The 15,793-nt window shown below is 62.3% G+C and carries 13 protein-coding genes; 7 read left to right on the forward strand and 6 right to left on the reverse strand.

All coding sequences use genetic code 11. The features are described 5' to 3' along the window. Positions 1 to 10: 10 nt before the first annotated feature. The gene (locus tag EU557_RS23105) at positions 11 to 946 is read right to left on the reverse strand and encodes a glycosyl hydrolase family 18 protein (RefSeq protein ID WP_135532850.1); all 936 of its coding nucleotides are present in this window, start codon (positions 944 to 946) and stop codon (positions 11 to 13) included. Between the two features lie 90 nt (positions 947 to 1,036). After that, positions 1,037 to 2,953 (reverse strand): glucosamine-6-phosphate deaminase, encoded by a 1,917-nt coding sequence (gene nagB, locus EU557_RS23110; RefSeq protein WP_135532851.1) that lies wholly within the window; start codon positions 2,951 to 2,953, stop codon positions 1,037 to 1,039. Between the two features lie 559 nt (positions 2,954 to 3,512). Here nagB and EU557_RS23115 point away from each other — a divergent pair. From EU557_RS23115 to EU557_RS23125, 3 genes are all read left to right on the forward strand, one after another. Beyond that, positions 3,513 to 4,601, forward strand: coding sequence for a LacI family DNA-binding transcriptional regulator (locus EU557_RS23115; RefSeq protein ID WP_135532852.1), 1,089 nt, complete (start codon positions 3,513 to 3,515; stop codon positions 4,599 to 4,601). Between the two features lie 322 nt (positions 4,602 to 4,923). After that, complete coding sequence (locus EU557_RS23120) at positions 4,924 to 5,826, forward strand: helix-turn-helix domain-containing protein (RefSeq protein ID WP_135532853.1); 903 nt, start codon at positions 4,924 to 4,926, stop codon at positions 5,824 to 5,826. Positions 5,827 to 5,911: 85 nt separating this feature from the next. After that, complete coding sequence (locus EU557_RS23125; RefSeq protein WP_135532854.1) at positions 5,912 to 6,733, forward strand: SDR family oxidoreductase; 822 nt, start codon at positions 5,912 to 5,914, stop codon at positions 6,731 to 6,733. Between the two features lie 202 nt (positions 6,734 to 6,935). On the opposite strand, the gene EU557_RS23130 is transcribed toward EU557_RS23125, so the two are convergent. Next, positions 6,936 to 8,081, reverse strand: coding sequence for an acyltransferase family protein (locus EU557_RS23130; RefSeq protein WP_135532855.1), 1,146 nt, complete (start codon positions 8,079 to 8,081; stop codon positions 6,936 to 6,938). Positions 8,082 to 8,220: 139 nt separating this feature from the next. Continuing rightward, a complete protein-coding gene (locus EU557_RS23135; RefSeq protein ID WP_135532856.1) occupies positions 8,221 to 8,607 on the reverse strand; it encodes a VOC family protein in 387 nt (128 codons plus the stop codon). Positions 8,608 to 9,349: 742 nt separating this feature from the next. Here EU557_RS23135 and EU557_RS23140 point away from each other — a divergent pair. Beyond that, positions 9,350 to 10,099 (forward strand): DeoR/GlpR family DNA-binding transcription regulator, encoded by a 750-nt coding sequence (locus EU557_RS23140; protein ID WP_135532857.1) that lies wholly within the window; start codon positions 9,350 to 9,352, stop codon positions 10,097 to 10,099. Between the two features lie 439 nt (positions 10,100 to 10,538). Continuing rightward, complete coding sequence (locus EU557_RS23145) at positions 10,539 to 12,080, forward strand: alpha/beta hydrolase family protein (RefSeq protein WP_135532858.1); 1,542 nt, start codon at positions 10,539 to 10,541, stop codon at positions 12,078 to 12,080. A 90-nt stretch (positions 12,081 to 12,170) separates the two neighbouring features. Here EU557_RS23145 and EU557_RS25595 read toward each other — a convergent pair whose 3' ends face one another. Next, positions 12,171 to 12,311 carry a hypothetical protein gene (locus EU557_RS25595; RefSeq protein ID WP_167855322.1) on the reverse strand — a complete coding sequence of 47 codons (141 nt, stop codon included), beginning with the start codon at positions 12,309 to 12,311 and terminating at the stop codon, positions 12,171 to 12,173. A 697-nt stretch (positions 12,312 to 13,008) separates the two neighbouring features. Between EU557_RS25595 and EU557_RS23150 the strand changes: the two genes are divergently transcribed. Continuing rightward, positions 13,009 to 13,632 (forward strand): Crp/Fnr family transcriptional regulator, encoded by a 624-nt coding sequence (locus EU557_RS23150; RefSeq protein ID WP_135532859.1) that lies wholly within the window; start codon positions 13,009 to 13,011, stop codon positions 13,630 to 13,632. A gap of 111 nt (positions 13,633 to 13,743) precedes the next feature. After that, positions 13,744 to 14,478 carry an SDR family NAD(P)-dependent oxidoreductase gene (locus tag EU557_RS23155; protein WP_135532860.1) on the forward strand — a complete coding sequence of 245 codons (735 nt, stop codon included), beginning with the start codon at positions 13,744 to 13,746 and terminating at the stop codon, positions 14,476 to 14,478. A gap of 437 nt (positions 14,479 to 14,915) precedes the next feature. On the opposite strand, the gene EU557_RS23160 is transcribed toward EU557_RS23155, so the two are convergent. Beyond that, entirely contained in the window at positions 14,916 to 15,743 is an 828-nt protein-coding gene (locus EU557_RS23160) for an SDR family oxidoreductase (RefSeq protein ID WP_245326370.1), read from the reverse strand. Positions 15,744 to 15,793: the final 50 nt, after the last annotated feature.

Here is a 15,793-nt window from a genome sequence, read left to right on the forward strand (position 1 = left end):
AATTGGGGCGCTACCGGGGGGCGGCCGGGGGGCGACTACGCTTGGCCCGCACCTGGCTAATAGCTTTAAGCAATGAATTTGAGCCCGTCGCGTCCTGGGTTAGCTCCCAGATCATGACGCCGCTGGCCTGGTCGGCGGCCAGGGCAACTTTGCGCTCAATAGTAGCTCGCCCGTTGTAACCCACGCCGTGGTGCAAATCGGCTTTGGGACTAGCCCCCTGGCCTAGCAGAACACTGTAGGCCACCCCACCGGGCTGGCCGTAAAACGGCAGCCCCAGCACGGCCTTGCTGGCCGGCAGCCCCAGATTCTGCCAGTAGGCCAGGGTCTGCTCGGCGGCCGCGTAGGTGGCGTGCGCCGGGGCGGGGTCGTCGTAGGCCATAATATTGAGGAAGTCGACCGCCTCAAACACGCTGGGCTGAATGCCGGGCCCGGCCCAGGTGCCGCCGGCCACGGCCGCCGTTAGCAGCTTGCCCTGGGGGTGGAGCAGCGCGGCCAGCTGCTGCATCAGCCGCGCGTAGCCCGCCGCGGACTTGGCATCGGGGTGTTCCCAGTCCATGTCTACTCCATCAAGCTGATAGTCGGCCGCCAAACGCACCAGGTTGTCCGCCAAGGCTTCGGTGTAGGCCGCGCTGCTCCCAATGGCGTCAAAGGCGCTGTGGTCTCCATCGTGCCAGCCGCCCACTGAAATCAACACTTTCACTCCATTGGCGTGGGCCGTGGAAACCAGGCTTTGCAGCTTCTGCGGGTTCCGCACTGGCTCTAGGCCCCCCGTGGGAGTAGGCTGCACAAAGGCGTAGTTCACGTGGGTGAGCTGGCGCAGCTGGTCGGGCCGGACCTCCCCGCGCCAGGAGGGCACGTAGCCCACCACCCGGAACTGGGCGCGGGCCGCCCCGGGCCCCAGGAGCAGGGCTACCACTACGCAGCGCAGGTAACAGGTTACTTTCATAGGCTTGCCAATTGCTTACCGGAGAAATACCAACTAAAGTCACGCGTACCCGGGCCCGCGGAGCTAACTGGCCCGGGGGCGAAGGCCGGGCTAAAACCGGTAGCGCACAAAGGCCTCGATGGCTTCGTATTCGGTCAGCCCCAGCTGGTCGTAGAGCCGGGCCGTGGCGTGGTTGCGGTCCTCGGAGCGCTGCCAGAACTCGCGCTTGTCGTTGCCCGGAAACACCGCGCTGTCCTTCTGCGACTGGTGCTTGAAGATGGCCTTGCGCTTGCGCAGGAGCTCCTCGGGGCTGATGGGCACGGCCATTTCAATTTCGTCGATATCCCACTCCTGCCAGGCTCCCCGGTACAGCCAGAGGTAGCAGTCGTCCACCCAGGCTGCCCGGCCCTTCAGCCGGGCCAGGGCCGCAAAGATGGCGTCCAGACACACCCGGTGGGTGCCGTGCGGGTCCCGCAGGTCGCCGGCCGCAAATATCTGGTGGGGCTGGATGGCCTGCAGCACGTCCACAATGGCCTGAATGTCCGCCTCCCCCAGGGGATTTTTCTTTACCTGCCCCGTTTCGTAGAAGGGCATGTTCAGAAAGTGCACGTTCGTTTCCTTCACCCCGCAGAAGCGGCAGGCCGCCTCGGCCTCGCCCTTCCGAATCAGGGCCTTGATGTCGCGCACCAGCGGGCTGTCCTCCTCCCCCAGCTTCTTGCGTCCCAGAAACTCCACTACCTCGGCCTGCTCCCGCTCCATCTGATCGGGGCTCAATTGCCGCTTCCGGGCAAAATCCAGGGCGAAGTCGGCGAAACGGCGGGCGTCGTCGTCGAACACGGCCAGGTTGCCCGAGGTCTGGTAGGCCACGTGCACGTCGTGGCCCTGGTCCACCAGCCGCAGCAGGGTGCCCCCCATGGAAATCACGTCGTCGTCGGGGTGGGGACTAAAGATCAGGGACCTTTTCTGCGGGGGCAGGGCCCGCTCCGGCCGCTGGGTGTCGTTGGAGTTGGGCTTGCCGCCTGGCCAGCCCGTAATGGTGTGCTGAATGAGGTTAAACACCCGAATGTTGAGGCTGTAGGCGTTGCCCGCCTCCACCAGCAAGTCGCTCAGGCTGCCGTCCCGGTAGTCCTCGTCGGTCAGCTTCAAAATGGGCTTGTGCAGTTTCAGGCTCAGCCAAATCACGGCCCGCCGGATCAGGCTCTCGGTCCAGGCGCACATGCCCACTAGCCAAGGGGTCTTGAGGCGGGTCAGCTCCTGGGCCGCCCACTGGTCTACTATCACCTGCACTTGGGGGTGCTGCTGCAGAAAGGACGCCGGCACCTCATCCGAAACATGCCCCTCTACGGTTTGCTGCAGGATCTTGGCCTTGCCCTCGCCCCAGGCCATCAGAATAATCTTGCGGGCTTTCATGATCGTGCCGACCCCCATGGTCAGCGCCCGCAGGGGCACAAACTCCTCCTTGATAAAGTCTTTGGCCGCATCCGTAATGGTGAGGGCATCCAGCTTCACCAGCCGGGTGGCGGAAGTGAGGCCGGAACCGGGTTCGTTAAAGCCAATGTGCCCGGTGCGCCCAATGCCTAGCAACTGCAGGTCTAGGCCTCCTGCTTGCTCAATCTGCTGTTCGTACTGCTGGCAGTACATTTTCACCTGCTCAATGGGCAGCGTACCATCCGGAATATGGATGTTCTCCGGCGGAATGTCGACGTGGTCGAAGAGCTGCTCGTGCATGAAGTAGACGTAGCTCTGCAGCTCGTCCGGCTTCATGGGGTAGTACTCGTCTAGGTTGAAGGTGACCACATTGCGGAAGCTCAGGCCTTCTTCCCGGTGCAGGCGAATCAGCTCCTGGTACACGCCAATGGGCGAGGAGCCGGTGGCCAGCCCCAGCACGGCCTTTTCTCCCTGCGCCTGCTTGCGCCGGATCAGGTCGGCTAGTTCGTGGGCAACGTGAATTGCGCCGTCCCGAGCTTCGTCGAAAATGGTGACGGGCAGCTTCTCGTAGGTGGTTTCGGGGTAGCTTAATACTTCCATAGTACGCCAGGTAAATGAATAGTGAAGAAGTATGTGCATGGCCGACGGGCGGCCTTCCAACTCGTGTTATCCCCACTCCTAGCACCTAACTGCGGCCGTGGCCTCGACGTCGTGGGTTCCGATAGCTAAACGTATTCGTACTCCTATACTTTCCGGCTAAAGCCGGCCCGCGTAATAGAACTTTTCAAGCACCAGCTTGCTAACTGCTTTAAATATAGACATATGCTATATACAACGCAATATTTGAAAAAGAAAAAATGTGTGCGCGCACGCAACTTCCCCCAACTTGAGTGTGCGCGCACGCAAAAGGGCGGCTCGGATGTACCATTCCTTTCGGTATATTGACATCAAGTATAAAAATACCCAGACGCAACCTGCGGGCGGCAGACTCGTGGCCATGGGCGTGGCGAACCCGCCTAGGCCACGGGTCTGCTTGCAGCCGTAGGCGAAGCGCCCGCACCCGCATTCTTCAACCAGCTAATCACCGGCTAGGCCCCCTAAACTCCCTGGTTGGGCCGCCTGCTGCTCCCTTGTTTTCACAAAAGCTCTCCGCACGCTTATGGGAACTACTGCCGTACGTATCAAGGATATTGCCGCCAAGGCCAACGTCTCGGTGGGAACCGTCGACCGGGTGCTGCACAACCGGGGCCGGGTGTCGGAGCCGGTGCGCCAGCGGGTGCTGCGGATGATGCAGGAACTGGCCTACGAGCCCAACCTGCTGGCCCGTACGCTCGGCACCAACAGCACCCACCGAGTAGCCGTTCTGCAGCCCGACCACACCCTGGACCCCTACTGGCAGGCTCCTTGGGAGGGCATTGAGCAAGCTGCCCGGGAGCTGAAGCCCTACGGGGTGTCGCTCACTTTCTACCCCTACGATTTAAACCAGGTCGGGTCCTTTGTCGAGCAGGCCGAGCAAGCCACGCTTTCGCGGCCGGATGGCATCCTCGTGGCGCCCTTATTCTACCAGGAGTCGCTGGCCTTTTTTGCGCGCTGGCAGCAGCAGAGCATCCCGTACGTGCTGTTCAACACCTACATTGAGGAGGCTTCGCCCCTGAGCTACGTCGGCCAGGACTCCTACCAGAGTGGCTTTCTGGCCGGCAAGCTAGTGCAGTTCGGGCAGCCCCCGGCCGGCACTTTTCTTATCGCGCACATTGCCGAAGATATTGCCAACTCGCTGCACATCACCCAGAAGGAAAAAGGCTTCCGGGATTATTTTGCCCACCTAGCGCTCAACCCGCTCCCCGCCGGGCGCCCGGAAACGGCTTACCGCATCAGCAGCCTGGAGCTGCCCCACCCTGCCGACCCCGCCTTTGCCCGGCGGCTAAACGGGTTGCTGGATGAGGAAGGAACGCAGCTGCGCGGCATCTTCGTGAGTACGTCCAAGGCCTACGAAATTGCGCCCTACCTCCAGGCCTACCAGCGCGATGACGTGCGGCTGGTGGGCTACGACTTGCTGGCGCAGAACATGCATTTCCTGCGGGAGGGCGTGATTCATTTTCTTATCAACCAAAACCCGAAGCAGCAAGGCTACCGCGGGGTGTTCACCTTGGCCGACCAGCTGATTTTCAAGAAGCCGGTTTCCCCCCTGTACTACCTGCCGCTCGACATCATCACCCAAGAAAACCTGCAGTACTACCTCGACAAGTAGCCGGCATGCCAGCAGGGCCGCTGGAGCGCCGCCTACCGGGCAAGGCCCCCGGGAGTGCCTGGTTGGGAACTCACCCTGGGGGGGCGGCTAACCCGCCCGCGGCAAGTCCGGCCGCGTTCCGGCCCGGCGTATGCGCTGCGGGGCCACCTAGTGCTGCACTTCGTGGTGCTCTTCCCTACTACCGCATCCAGCGGTTTCCCCTGCCACCAGGCGGCATGCCCTGCGCTTCTCCGCGGAAGGCACGCCTAGTACCCTCCCCGCAAGGCCGTGGGCGGAAGCGGCGGCCCTAACCTTTTTACGCGACCTAGTTGTTTACGCCCGTATGATAGTTCCTACGCAAACCCTACCCGACTTTTACGCCACCAAGCTGCGGCGGCCCCTGCCTGAGTTGCGGCGAGGTGGCGGGCATTTTGCCGTGTTCCGGCTGGAAGACTTCCCCGCCGCAACCGACCTGGCGGCAGTGTACGGGCGCAGGGATTTCTACAAAATCATGCTCGGCACCGGGCACGCCACCTATCACTACGGCGCGCACCAGGCCCTGCTGGCCCCCGGGCAGCACGCGCTGGTGTTTACCAACGCGCAGGTGCCCTACCGCTGGGAGCTGCACGGCCTGCCCTACGCCGGCTACTGCTGCGTGTTTACCGAGGACTTTCTGCCGGCCCATACCCGCCTCCACCCGCTGGACTTGGTGGTGTTTCAGGCGCAGGGCCAGCCTTTTTTCAGCCTCGATCCGGCGCAGGCCGCCGCGTTCGGGGCGCTCTTCGAGAAAATGCTGGCGGAGCAAGCCTCGGACTACCCCCTGAAGGACGAGCTCGTCTTCTACTATGTAATGGAGTGTGTACACGGGGCGTTGAAGCTCGCCCCGGCGGTCTTAGCGCCGCTGGCCGGCAGTCAGCTGGTGGCCGCTTTTCGGGGGCTGCTGGCCCAGCAGTTTCCCATCGTTTCGCCGAGCCAGCGGCTGGCGCTGCACACGGCCCAGGCATTTGCCGACCGGCTGGCCGTGCACGTCAACTCGCTCAACCGCACGCTCAAGGCCGCCACGGGCAAAACCACCTCGCAGCTGCTGGCCCAGCGGCTAATGCAGGAAGCACGGGCCTTGCTGGTGCACACCGATTGGCCCATCGGCCAGATTGGGTACTGCCTGGGGTTTGATGAGCAGACCCACTTCACGCATTTTTTTAAACGGCACGCGCAGTGCACCCCCACGGCGGTGCGCCAGGTTTGATTTCAGTCAATCCGGGTTTGAAAGTCGTTAACCAGCCGGGGGAGGGCCAGAATACTTTTGTCGGGTACTCGCTGACTCGCCCTTTATGACTGCTGTTTCCACCCACACGATTCTCATTACCGGCGCCTCCTCCGGCATTGGGCTGGCTACTGCCCGCTACTTTGTCCAGCGCGGCTGGCAGGTCGTTGCCACCATGCGCACCCCCCACAAGGCCCCCGCCGACTTACTCACGCTGGCCAATGTGCTGGTGCTGCCGCTCGACGTGCTGGACGTGGCCAGCATTGAGGCCGCCGTGGCCGCCGCGCTGCACGCCTTCGGCCATCTGGATGTGCTCTTCAACAACGCGGGCTATGCCCTGGCCGGCGCCTTTGAGGCCCTCAGTCCCGCGCAGGTGCAGCAGCAGTTCAACACGAATGTGTACGGGGTGATGAACGTGACGCGCGCGGTGCTGCCCCATTTCCGCGCCCGGCGGCAGGGCCTTATTCTGACCACTACGTCCGTGGGCGGGCACATCGCCTTCCCACTCTACAGCGTCTATAATGCCACCAAATTCGCCGTGGAGGGCTTCATGGAGGGGTTACAGTACGAAGTGAAGCAGTTCAACATCCAGGTGCGCACCATCGTGCCGGGCACGGTGCGCACCGACTTTACAGCCGCCATCGAGTACGTCCCGGCCCCGGCTTACGACCCCTATGCCCAGCGCGTGCACGACCAAACGCTGGCCAGCTACGCCCAGGCGGCCACGCCGGAGTCGGTCGCCCGCGTCGTGTTTGCAGCGGCCACTCGGGGCGGCACGTCGGCCCGCGTACTGGCTGGCTCGCAGCCCAAACTGGTATATTTGCTGCGCTGGCTGCTGCCCCACCGTGTCTTCGCGAGCCTCCTCAACCGCACCAACGGCGGCCAGTAGCCCAGGGCCGATCGGCCCATCCGGCCCTTACCTTTATGTCCGGGCACCGTCGGCACAGAACGTAGGCGTTGGAGGCTTTAGTTGAATAGAGCGTTCGGTAACCACCTCCTGCATCGGGCCCGGTCTAAGGGCTGGGGTTACCGGCTCGGAGCCGGGCGGGAGCAATGCGGCAGATAATGCTGTTTAACCACCGGGTGGGGGCTCATTGGCTGAGGGCCTTGGCTGGCTGAGGGCGGGCTGGTCCCGTTTTCCGCTGCAACCAGCGCCGAATGGGTTCATCATATAGCTTCAGGCTGGCGTAGGCCAGCCCGATGCTCCCCACAAAGACTAGCGCGCCCACGGGCAGGGCCTCCGGCAGGGTAGGCTTCGTATTCTGGACCCAGGCCGTGTAGGTGTAGATCAGCGGGTAATGGGTAATGTAGATGGGATACGAGAGGTCGCCTAAGAAGCGGCAGAACCAGGTGGCCCGCTGGCCGCGCACGTCTCCCCCGGCCCCGAGCAGCACGATTACGGGGAACAGGATAATAATACTCAAGGCATCGTAGAGGCCATTGGCCCACAGCTGCTGGCTGCCGCCCAGGCGGGGCATGGCCAGCACGGCCAGCAGCAGCAGGCTGCACACCAAAAAGGCCCGCCGCACCGGGAGCGGTTTGGCGACGCGCTGCAAGAGCAGGCCGGCAAAGAACGGATAGAGCACGCGCGCAACGCCAACGTGGAGTTGCGCGGGTTCCAGCGACCAGCCCCCGATGACGTCGCCCGTCTCACTGGTCAGGCCCAGGTGCAGCAGCAACCCGGCGGCCAGCACCACGAGCAGGCCCAGGGCTGGAACCGAGAGCTTACGCACGCCCAGGGCGTAGAGGATGTTGGCCACGTATTCATAAAACAACGACCAGCCCGGTCCATTCAGCGGGTACGTCTCGTGCCACCCGCGAATATCCAGGGCCGGGGGGACGGGAAGCAGGAAGGAGCCCAGCAGCAGCAGCAGCAAGACTTTCCAGCCCGGCACGTCCTGGATGTGGGGCCACAGGCCGCACTGCTGCAGGTAAAAGGTCAGCGCCCCCACCAGCATGCCCAGCACGACCAGGGGTTGGAGCCGGACCAGCCGCCGCCGGAAAAACTCGCCCAGGCTCATCCGGGGCCAGCGCTCGTCGTAGGCGTAACCAATGACAAAGCCCGAGAGCAGAAAGAAAAAATCCACGGCCAGGTACCCGTGGTTGATAAGCTGATCGAGGTGACTGGTCGCGTGCGTTTCCAGGACGTGGAAGGCGACGACGGTCAGGGCCGCCACGCCGCGCAAGCCATCCAGGATGAGATAGTGCGGTTTAGCGAGGGGAGAAGGGGTTGACACGGGATATAAAGAATAGGAAGTGAAGAGTAATAGGTGGACAGAATGCACTGGTAAGTCGAATGATCCGGCCCCCTACGAGGGCCTGCGTGGGGCTTGGCGGCACCCGGAAGAAAGATAGGAAAGGGAGTACTCCGGTCACTTATACCGTAATCTCCAGCAGATTACCGTCCGGGTCGAGCACGACACTTTCGTAGTAGCCGTCGCCAGTTCGACGCGGCTCGCCCACCACCGCGTAGCCGGCGGAGCGCAAGCGCTCCGTCAGCTGCTGGACCTGCTGCTGGCTGCCCGTCGCAAAGGCCAAGTGCGCATACCCCAGGTGGGGGGAAGAGTGCGGGAGGCTTTCCGTCACCGTGGGCTGTTGCATCAGCTCCAAGCGCGCCCCGGAGGGAAAAGACAAAAAATAGGAGGTGAACTGGCGGCTGGGATTGTGGTAGCGCTCACCCGCTACGGCGTTGAAATAGGTCGTGTAGAACGCGCGGGCACGTTCCAGGTCTCCCGTCCATAAAGCGGCGTGGTCTAGGTGCATAGCAGGGTAGAAAAATGAAGGAACGCACCCTCAACGGGTGACTTCCTCCGGCGCCTTCTTCCGGTAGTGAATGCCACCGCCGTACTAGGAACAGGCGCCCTAAAAGGATCAGTGGTAGCCTACACCGCCCGGAAAGCCCGCCAAAGCGGCTATCTGTTTAGCTGCAATCGAATAGCTTTTGCAACATTATGCAAATTCGCATAATGTTGCAAACAGCATAAGCACATGATCTTTTCGCTAGCTCCCTAGTATGCCCTCTCCTCTCGTTGCCCAGTAGCGTAAGCAGGACACATCAAGCTACCCGGACTATTTTTTCTGGTCTGCGGGCTTGGTATCTCCAGTTGCCCCCCTGATTTCCTACGTCAAGAATCGTCTGCATATGGAGGAGGGTGGGATGGGGCTGGTGCTGCTGTTCTCGGTGGCGATGACCGGCATGCGCCTAGTAGGTGACCGCCTCGTGACTCGCCTCTCGGCCGCCACCGTCGTGATCGGGGGAGCATGCTGAGCGCTGGGGTTTCTCGTGCTTATTTTTCTCCCTGGCTGCCCCTGGCGCTACTCGGGTTGGGGCTGGGGCGGGGGCGGCCAAGATCGTCCCCGTATTCTTTAGCGAGGGCGGCCGGCTGGCGCCGGTGCCGAGCTCGATTGCCCTTCCCGCCCTAACGACCATGGGGTATGCGGGGCAGCTGGCCGGCCTAACCGGGTTAGTGCCGGCGTCGCTCCCTATTTTTGTCCCGAAGTAATTATGCTGAAAGAAGAACGATTCGATTTTATTCTCAAAGCCCTGCAGGCGGCCAACAAGGTGTCGTTTGAGACGGTAGCGAGCCAGTTGCAGGTGTCAGAAGATACCATTCGGCGGGACATTGAGGCCCTGAGCCGAAGTGGGCTGCTGGTGAAAGTACGCGGCGGGGCCATCAGCCCGGCCGTTAATCCGCTTTCGTTTCAGGATCGGGAAGGCCTATTTTCGGATGCCAAGCAGCGAATTGCCCTCAAGGTGCAACCCCTGCTGCAGCGGGCGCAGACGGTGTTTCTGGACGGGGGAACGACGATGCTGGCCGTCGCCGCCAGCTTGCCCAAGGCGGCTCACCTGCGTATTGTAACCAATAATCTGGCCCTGGTGCCGCTGCTCTCGGCCCACCCGCACGTCGAGCTGCTGCTGTTAGGCGGGACCTATAACCGGCTGACCCAAACCACGCTGGGCATCCACACCGGACTCGAAGCCCAGAAGTACCGGGCGGACCTCTACCTGCTGGGCAGCTGCGCCATTGACAGCGAGCGGGGCGTGACGGCGAGCGTGCACGAGGACGGCGAGATGAAACGCGTATTCCTGCGCGCGGCGCATAAAACGGTGGCCTTGGCCAATCAAGAGAAGCTGGGCACCAGTGATTTTTTCCACGTATGCGACCTGTCGTCGCTGGATGGCCTCATAACCGACCTGCCCAGTGATGACCCGCGCCTGGACCCGTACCGAAACCACGGGCTCGAGATTCGCTAGGCCTGCCGCACCGTGCTCAGGGGCCAGCGGCTGCTCCGGGCCCGGAAAAACGGCCCCGGAACTCTGCTAGGGTAGCCATCCCCCGCCAGTGAGCCCCCCATTCCGGGGGCGAAAATAGCTAGTGCCCAGCCGGACCTACCCGCCGCGGTCGAGCAGCCCGGCCGCAGCCGTACTGACAAAAGCTATGCAACCTGTTCTGCAAAACCTATCGATCGGTGTGCGCTCGTGCAGGCTCCCTATTTTAGCCCGGCCTTCTCTTAGGTTGTGGTCACCCTCTGTCCATTACGGGGTACTCCCGCTGGGGAGCAAACGGCTGCCTGTTTCATCTGGGCGATGAAGTAGCGCGGCATAGTGGTACCCCGTGGGCTAAGAGTGCCCGTCACCCCTGGCCAGCAAACCCTACTTCATGCACACCCCCCCTCCCTTTCCCCGCCGTCCTATGCGCCTTGTGTTACTTTCTGTCCTGCTCGTCCTGGCCCGCCTGGCCCCGGCGCAAGTGGCCGCCATCGATAGCAGCCGCTACCCGCGGCCCCGGCAGCTCACGGCCCAGCAAGACCAGGACTTGATGCTCAAGCAGCTCGGCATCCGCCGCCTGCGGCCGGGGCCGAGCGGCGACGCCACCGCCCCCAATCACGCCAACTACGACGAGGCGCTCGCCAACCCCTGCCCCGCGCTGCCCGGTGCCCTCACCACCAAAGCGGGCCGCCCAGTGAAGACGGCGGCCCAGTGGTGGCAGCAGCGCCGCCCGGAAATCGTGGAAGACTTCGAGCGCGAAGTGTACGGCCGCATCCCCCAACACGTCCCCTCAGTGGCGTGGCGGGTGAAGGTGACCGACCGGGAGTTTATCGGGCGCACCCCGGCCGTGGTCAAGCAGCTGGTGGGGCACGTTGATAACACCGCGTACCCGCTGCTCCGCGTCGATATCAATATGCTGCTGGTGGTGCCGGCCAACGTCAAAGGGCCGGTGCCGGTGCTGATGATGCTCGGCTCCGGCTACCCCACGTTTCCGGCGCCCGCCCAGCCCAGTCCCGCCGAGATGGAGCAGCTTAATGCCGCCTTTAAGGACCTGCTGGGCAAAAGCAACCCCGCGGCCAAAGCTATTTTTGACCGGTACCCGGCCTACGCGCCCCTCACCCGGCTGCCGGGCCCCAACTTCTTTGCGCCGCCCACCGACCCCTCCCCCACCGAGCAGCTGCTGGCCGCCGGCTGGGGCTACGTGATCCTCGACACCAACAGCATTCAGGCCGACAACGGCGCGGGCCTTACCAAAGGCATCATCGGGCTGGTAAACAAAGGGCAGCCGCGGCGGCCCGACGACTGGGGCGCGCTGCGGGCCTGGTCGTGGGGCGCGGCCCGCGCCCTCGACTACCTGGAAACCGACCCGCTGGTAGATGCCAAAAAAGTAGGCATCGAGGGCGTGTCGCGCTACGGCAAAGCGGCGCTAGTAACGCTGGCCTTTGAGCCGCGCTTTGCCGTGGGGCTCATCGGCTCCTCGGGCAAGGGTGGGGCCACGCTGCACCGGCGCGTATTTGGCGAAGCCGTGGAAAGCCTGACCGGGGGCGAATACTACTGGATGGCCGGCAACTACCTCAAGTACGGGGCTGCCGAGGCCAACACTGGCCCTAAAACGGGCTGCGACCTGCCCGTCGACTCCCACGAGCTGCTGGCCCTGTGCGCGCCCCGTCCCACCTTCGTCAGCTACGGCATTCCGGAAAAAGGCGACGCCAACTGGCTCGACCAGCGCGGCAGCTACCGGGCTACGGTGGCGGCCGGAGCCGTGTTTAAGCTCCTGGGGGCGAAGGACCTCGGCGTGTCGAACGACTACCAAACCGAGCCCATGCCCCCAATGCTCACCAGCAAGCTCGAGGGGCAGCTGGCCTGGCGGCAGCACGATGGGGGCCATACCGACGCCCCGAATTATCCGTATTTCATACCGTGGGCCAGCCGCTGGCTGGGCTACCCTCGCACGCCCACTCCCTAGGGCTGCCGTGGCACTTATGATCCTCTTGCTTAGGCCAGTCAGCTCCAAAAGCTGTCAGCCCAGGCGCACGGCTGGGAGCGGCTTGGGCGCCTACTCGCCGAGCAGCACCTCGTACCCAGCCAAGCCAAAGCAGAAGCCATGTTCTTTTATACGGCCGGGCAACGCTACCTGGCTTTTCTGGCGCAGCTCCCGGCCATAACCAACCGGGTACCCTCGGGCATATTGCGTCATATCTAGGCATCAAGGGCCCTTCGTTCAGCCGCATCCGGGCCCAATTAGGCACGCAGAAGTAAGCGTGGCCACCGTTCCCTTCGGCTTCGGCTGTTTCGGCCACGTGCATGATGCTCAACCTTAGTCGGCGAGCAGTTGAGTACCGTCTGGTTTGCGCAGGACTACCTGCCGTTACACGTTGATGGCTACAGACTCACCCCGTCTACCCCGCCACTGGTTGAAATCCACCTAACGAGGGGTTGGCCGACGAACACGAACACTGGCAGAATAGGCGGTGCCGCCTCCTTGCCCGCTGAGTGACTCTAGTGGTAACTGAACCGGGCCCTAGCGTACTGCATCTCAAGACGGTTGTGTTAACAATTTTCATTTCTAGCTTACCTCTAAGTTCAGCTAAACGAGCAGATGATCTTGGGGATAAGATTGGATAGACAGCTCGCGCGCATGCTCTGCATTGGTGGTAGCTGGTGACCACGAGACAGCGGCTCCTTCTTTAACCTGCTCTTCCCGCCAAACCCAACGTTAGCTTCCGTTTGTTGCAGTGGGAACTGCCTCCTCTCCGGCGGCCAGCAGTGCCACCGGTTGGCTGGTGCCCGCCCCTACTTTTTACCAAAGGGTAACTTCTTACTGCGCTCCGGGCCGGACTTTTGTTCGTTGGCGCTGCCGGACGCGGCGCCAGCCTTCTGTATTCCTTGCTGCCATGAACGACTCCCCGCTCACCAACTTTCTGCTGCAATTCCATTATTTCACCCCGCAGCAGCTGCGCCTAATTCAGAGCCGGGCCGTGGCCCGCACCTACCAACCGGGCGACTATTTTTCCCAAGCCGGACGGGTGGCGCAGGAAATCGGCTTCATCGTATCCGGCATTTTTCGCGTCTGCTATTATGACTGCGAGGGCACCGACCACACCAAGTACTTTCTCGAAGAAAACCACTTCGTGGTGGACCTGCAAAGCTACCAGTACCAGCAGCCCTGCACGGAGTACGTGCAGGCCGTCACCGCAACGCACGTGCTCGTGTTTCAGGCGCGCGCCTGGCAGGAGCTGGGCCTAACCATGGTGGATTGGCCCCGAGTCGAGCACAAGCTCTTCACGCAGGCGCTGTTAGAGAAGTTGAACCGCCGCAGCGCCCTGGTCAGCCCCAACGGCACGACCCGCTACACGCAGTTCCTGACCACGTTCCCGGGCCTGGCCAATCGCATTCCGCTCGCGCAGCTGGCCTCCTACCTGGGCCTGACCCCACAGTCGCTGAGTCGCATTCGGCGCAACCTGGGCCAACGGCCCGCCGGGCCCGCCATTAGCGAGCCGGGTTCGGGGGGCAACTAGCTCACCCCGTTACTTACGCTCGTGCAGCCGATGGCGTATTTACCCAAAGGTAAGTGGGCCGCACCACCACTGCGAGACCTTTGTGGGGTACTTCACCAACTTGTACTCCCCATGAAACATGTTCTCATTACCGGTGCCAACAAGAGCATCGGCCTGGAAACTGCCCGGCTGTTGGCGCAGCAGGGCTATTTTGTCTACCTCGGCTGCCGCGACTTAGTCAAAGGGCAGCAGGCCGTGGCCCACCTGGCAGAAGCCGGCCTTGCCCACGTCGAGGCTGTTCAACTCGATGTCTGCGATAAAGCCTCCATTCAGGCGGCCGCAAAGACTATCCGCGCGAAAACCTCGGTTCTGGACGTGTTGATCAACAATGCGGGCGTGCTGGGCGCGATGCCGCAAAACGCCTTGCTTACCGGCCCTGACCAGATCCGCGAGGTCTTCGACACCAACTTCTTTGGTCCCATCGAGGTGACGCTGGCCTTTCTGGAGTTGCTAGAGCCGGCGCCGGTGCCCGTTATTGTCAACATCACCTCCGGCCTGGCCTCGCTCACGTTGCAAAGCGACCCCACCTGGATCCACGCGCCCTATAAGCTAGCGGCCTACGGCCCCTCGAAAACGGCGCTCAACGCTCATACGGTCTTTCTGGCCCACGAGCTGCGCGCGAAAGGCTTCAAAGTCAATGCCGTCGACCCGGGCCAGACGGCCACCGACTTTACCGGCCACCAAGGCGGGGCGGTAACGGATGCGGCTCAGTTCGTCGTGCACTACGCCACGATCGGTGCGGACGGCCCCACCGGGAAGTACTTTAGCCGGGATGCGCCGGCCGGCGAAACCGAAAGCCCCTGGTAGCGCAGGTACCGCAGCAAGGTAAAAGCCCCAGATGGGCGACTCTAGGCCGGTTGGCGGCTGTGAACTGACCGACTACGATCCTGACCACTGCGGTCCATCACCCATGAAGAAGCTATGAGCGAATGCGTGATGACCGGTTGATCGTTGGGGCCGGAGGGCTGCTTGACATACCAAAAAACCCCGTTTCACTACCTTCTTGCCGCTGTTACAGCATAAGGAGGTAGTGAAACGGGGTTTTGGGTGGCAATTGTAGATGTAACCTAAGGGGTATCTACGGGGGGCTGTAATCTGCTCCCGGAGAAGCCGGGTGGCCATGACGAGTACGCCCTCACTTTGGAAACGGGAGTGCTACAACTCTGGGGCAGCAGGTGCACCTAACAGTTGACGGACAGGAGTACTACTTTCATCTGCTGTTCTACCACGTCCATGGAGCAGCTTTATACCACGGGCACAGTCCCCCCATCAATTAAATAGTTGGCGCCGGTCAAGTAGGACGCGGCAGGGGAAACCAGAAAATGAACCAGTGAAGCGACTTCCTCCGGTTCGGCCATGCGCCCCATGGGGATGCCGCCCACTTGCGCCGCCATTTGGTGAAAGGTTTCCTCCGCACTCAGGCCAGAAGTAGCCGCAACCTTCTGAATGAGTCCTTGCATCAGGGGCGTGTTGGTCGCCCCCGGGGAGACAGTCAGCACGCGGACACCTTGGGGGGCCAGTTCATTCGACAGCGCTTTGCTGTAGGCATTTAGCCCCGCTTTGGAAACGGCGTACGCCAAATTGTGATTCCACACGGGCTTTACCCCCGCCACCGACGAAATGTGAATAATCACCCCGCTTTTTTTCGCCAGCATGTGCGGCAACAGCGCGCGGTCCAGCCGAATGGTCGCCAGCAGGTTCAACTGTAACTCCTGCTCCCAGTCCTGGTCCGTTAAGCAGCTAAAGCCCCCGCGGGGCGCCGTCACGCCGCCAATATTATCGATGAGAATATCCAGTCCGCCAAACCTTTCGTGGATGGTGTGGGCCAGCTGGTCTACCTGGTGCGGCTGGGTGATATCGGCTTCGATGAACTGGTGGGCCGAATTGGGCTCCTCGGGCGGCTGGCGGGCGGTAATGATCACCTGGGCTCCGGCTTCACTTAATTTGTCGGCAATGGCTTTGCCAATGCCTTTGGTGCCGCCCGTTACTAAAGCCGTTTTGCGGCGAGATCTTGGTACTGCGGTGAGTTGCTTTCCATCTGACTCTTTGTTCTGAATAAAATACAGCCGCAAAGGTCTCAGCCTGCTCCACCTGGTGGGTAACTCAAATCAATCGAAAAAGT

Origin of the sequence: Hymenobacter wooponensis (genome assembly GCF_004745865.1) — a bacterium.
GTDB classification, from domain to species: Bacteria; Bacteroidota; Bacteroidia; order Cytophagales; family Hymenobacteraceae; genus Hymenobacter; species Hymenobacter wooponensis.

What these genes read in the sequence shown, in the direction of transcription:
- EU557_RS23120 (WP_135532853.1), top strand. Translation starts at nt 4,924, where the DNA reads ATGATAGTTCCTACGCAAACCCTACCCGACTTTTACGCCACCAAGCTG.
- EU557_RS23155 (WP_135532860.1), top strand. Translation starts at nt 13,744, where the DNA reads ATGAAACATGTTCTCATTACCGGTGCCAACAAGAGCATCGGCCTGGAA.
- EU557_RS23150 (WP_135532859.1), top strand. Translation starts at nt 13,009, where the DNA reads ATGAACGACTCCCCGCTCACCAACTTTCTGCTGCAATTCCATTATTTC.
- EU557_RS23105 (WP_135532850.1), bottom strand. Translation starts at nt 946, where the DNA reads ATGAAAGTAACCTGTTACCTGCGCTGCGTAGTGGTAGCCCTGCTCCTG.
- EU557_RS23115 (WP_135532852.1), top strand. Translation starts at nt 3,513, where the DNA reads ATGGGAACTACTGCCGTACGTATCAAGGATATTGCCGCCAAGGCCAAC.
- nagB (WP_135532851.1), bottom strand. Translation starts at nt 2,953, where the DNA reads ATGGAAGTATTAAGCTACCCCGAAACCACCTACGAGAAGCTGCCCGTC.
- EU557_RS23145 (WP_135532858.1), top strand. Translation starts at nt 10,539, where the DNA reads ATGCGCCTTGTGTTACTTTCTGTCCTGCTCGTCCTGGCCCGCCTGGCC.
- EU557_RS23135 (WP_135532856.1), bottom strand. Translation starts at nt 8,607, where the DNA reads ATGCACCTAGACCACGCCGCTTTATGGACGGGAGACCTGGAACGTGCC.
- EU557_RS25595 (WP_167855322.1), bottom strand. Translation starts at nt 12,311, where the DNA reads ATGACGCAATATGCCCGAGGGTACCCGGTTGGTTATGGCCGGGAGCTG.
- EU557_RS23125 (WP_135532854.1), top strand. Translation starts at nt 5,912, where the DNA reads ATGACTGCTGTTTCCACCCACACGATTCTCATTACCGGCGCCTCCTCC.
- EU557_RS23140 (WP_135532857.1), top strand. Translation starts at nt 9,350, where the DNA reads ATGCTGAAAGAAGAACGATTCGATTTTATTCTCAAAGCCCTGCAGGCG.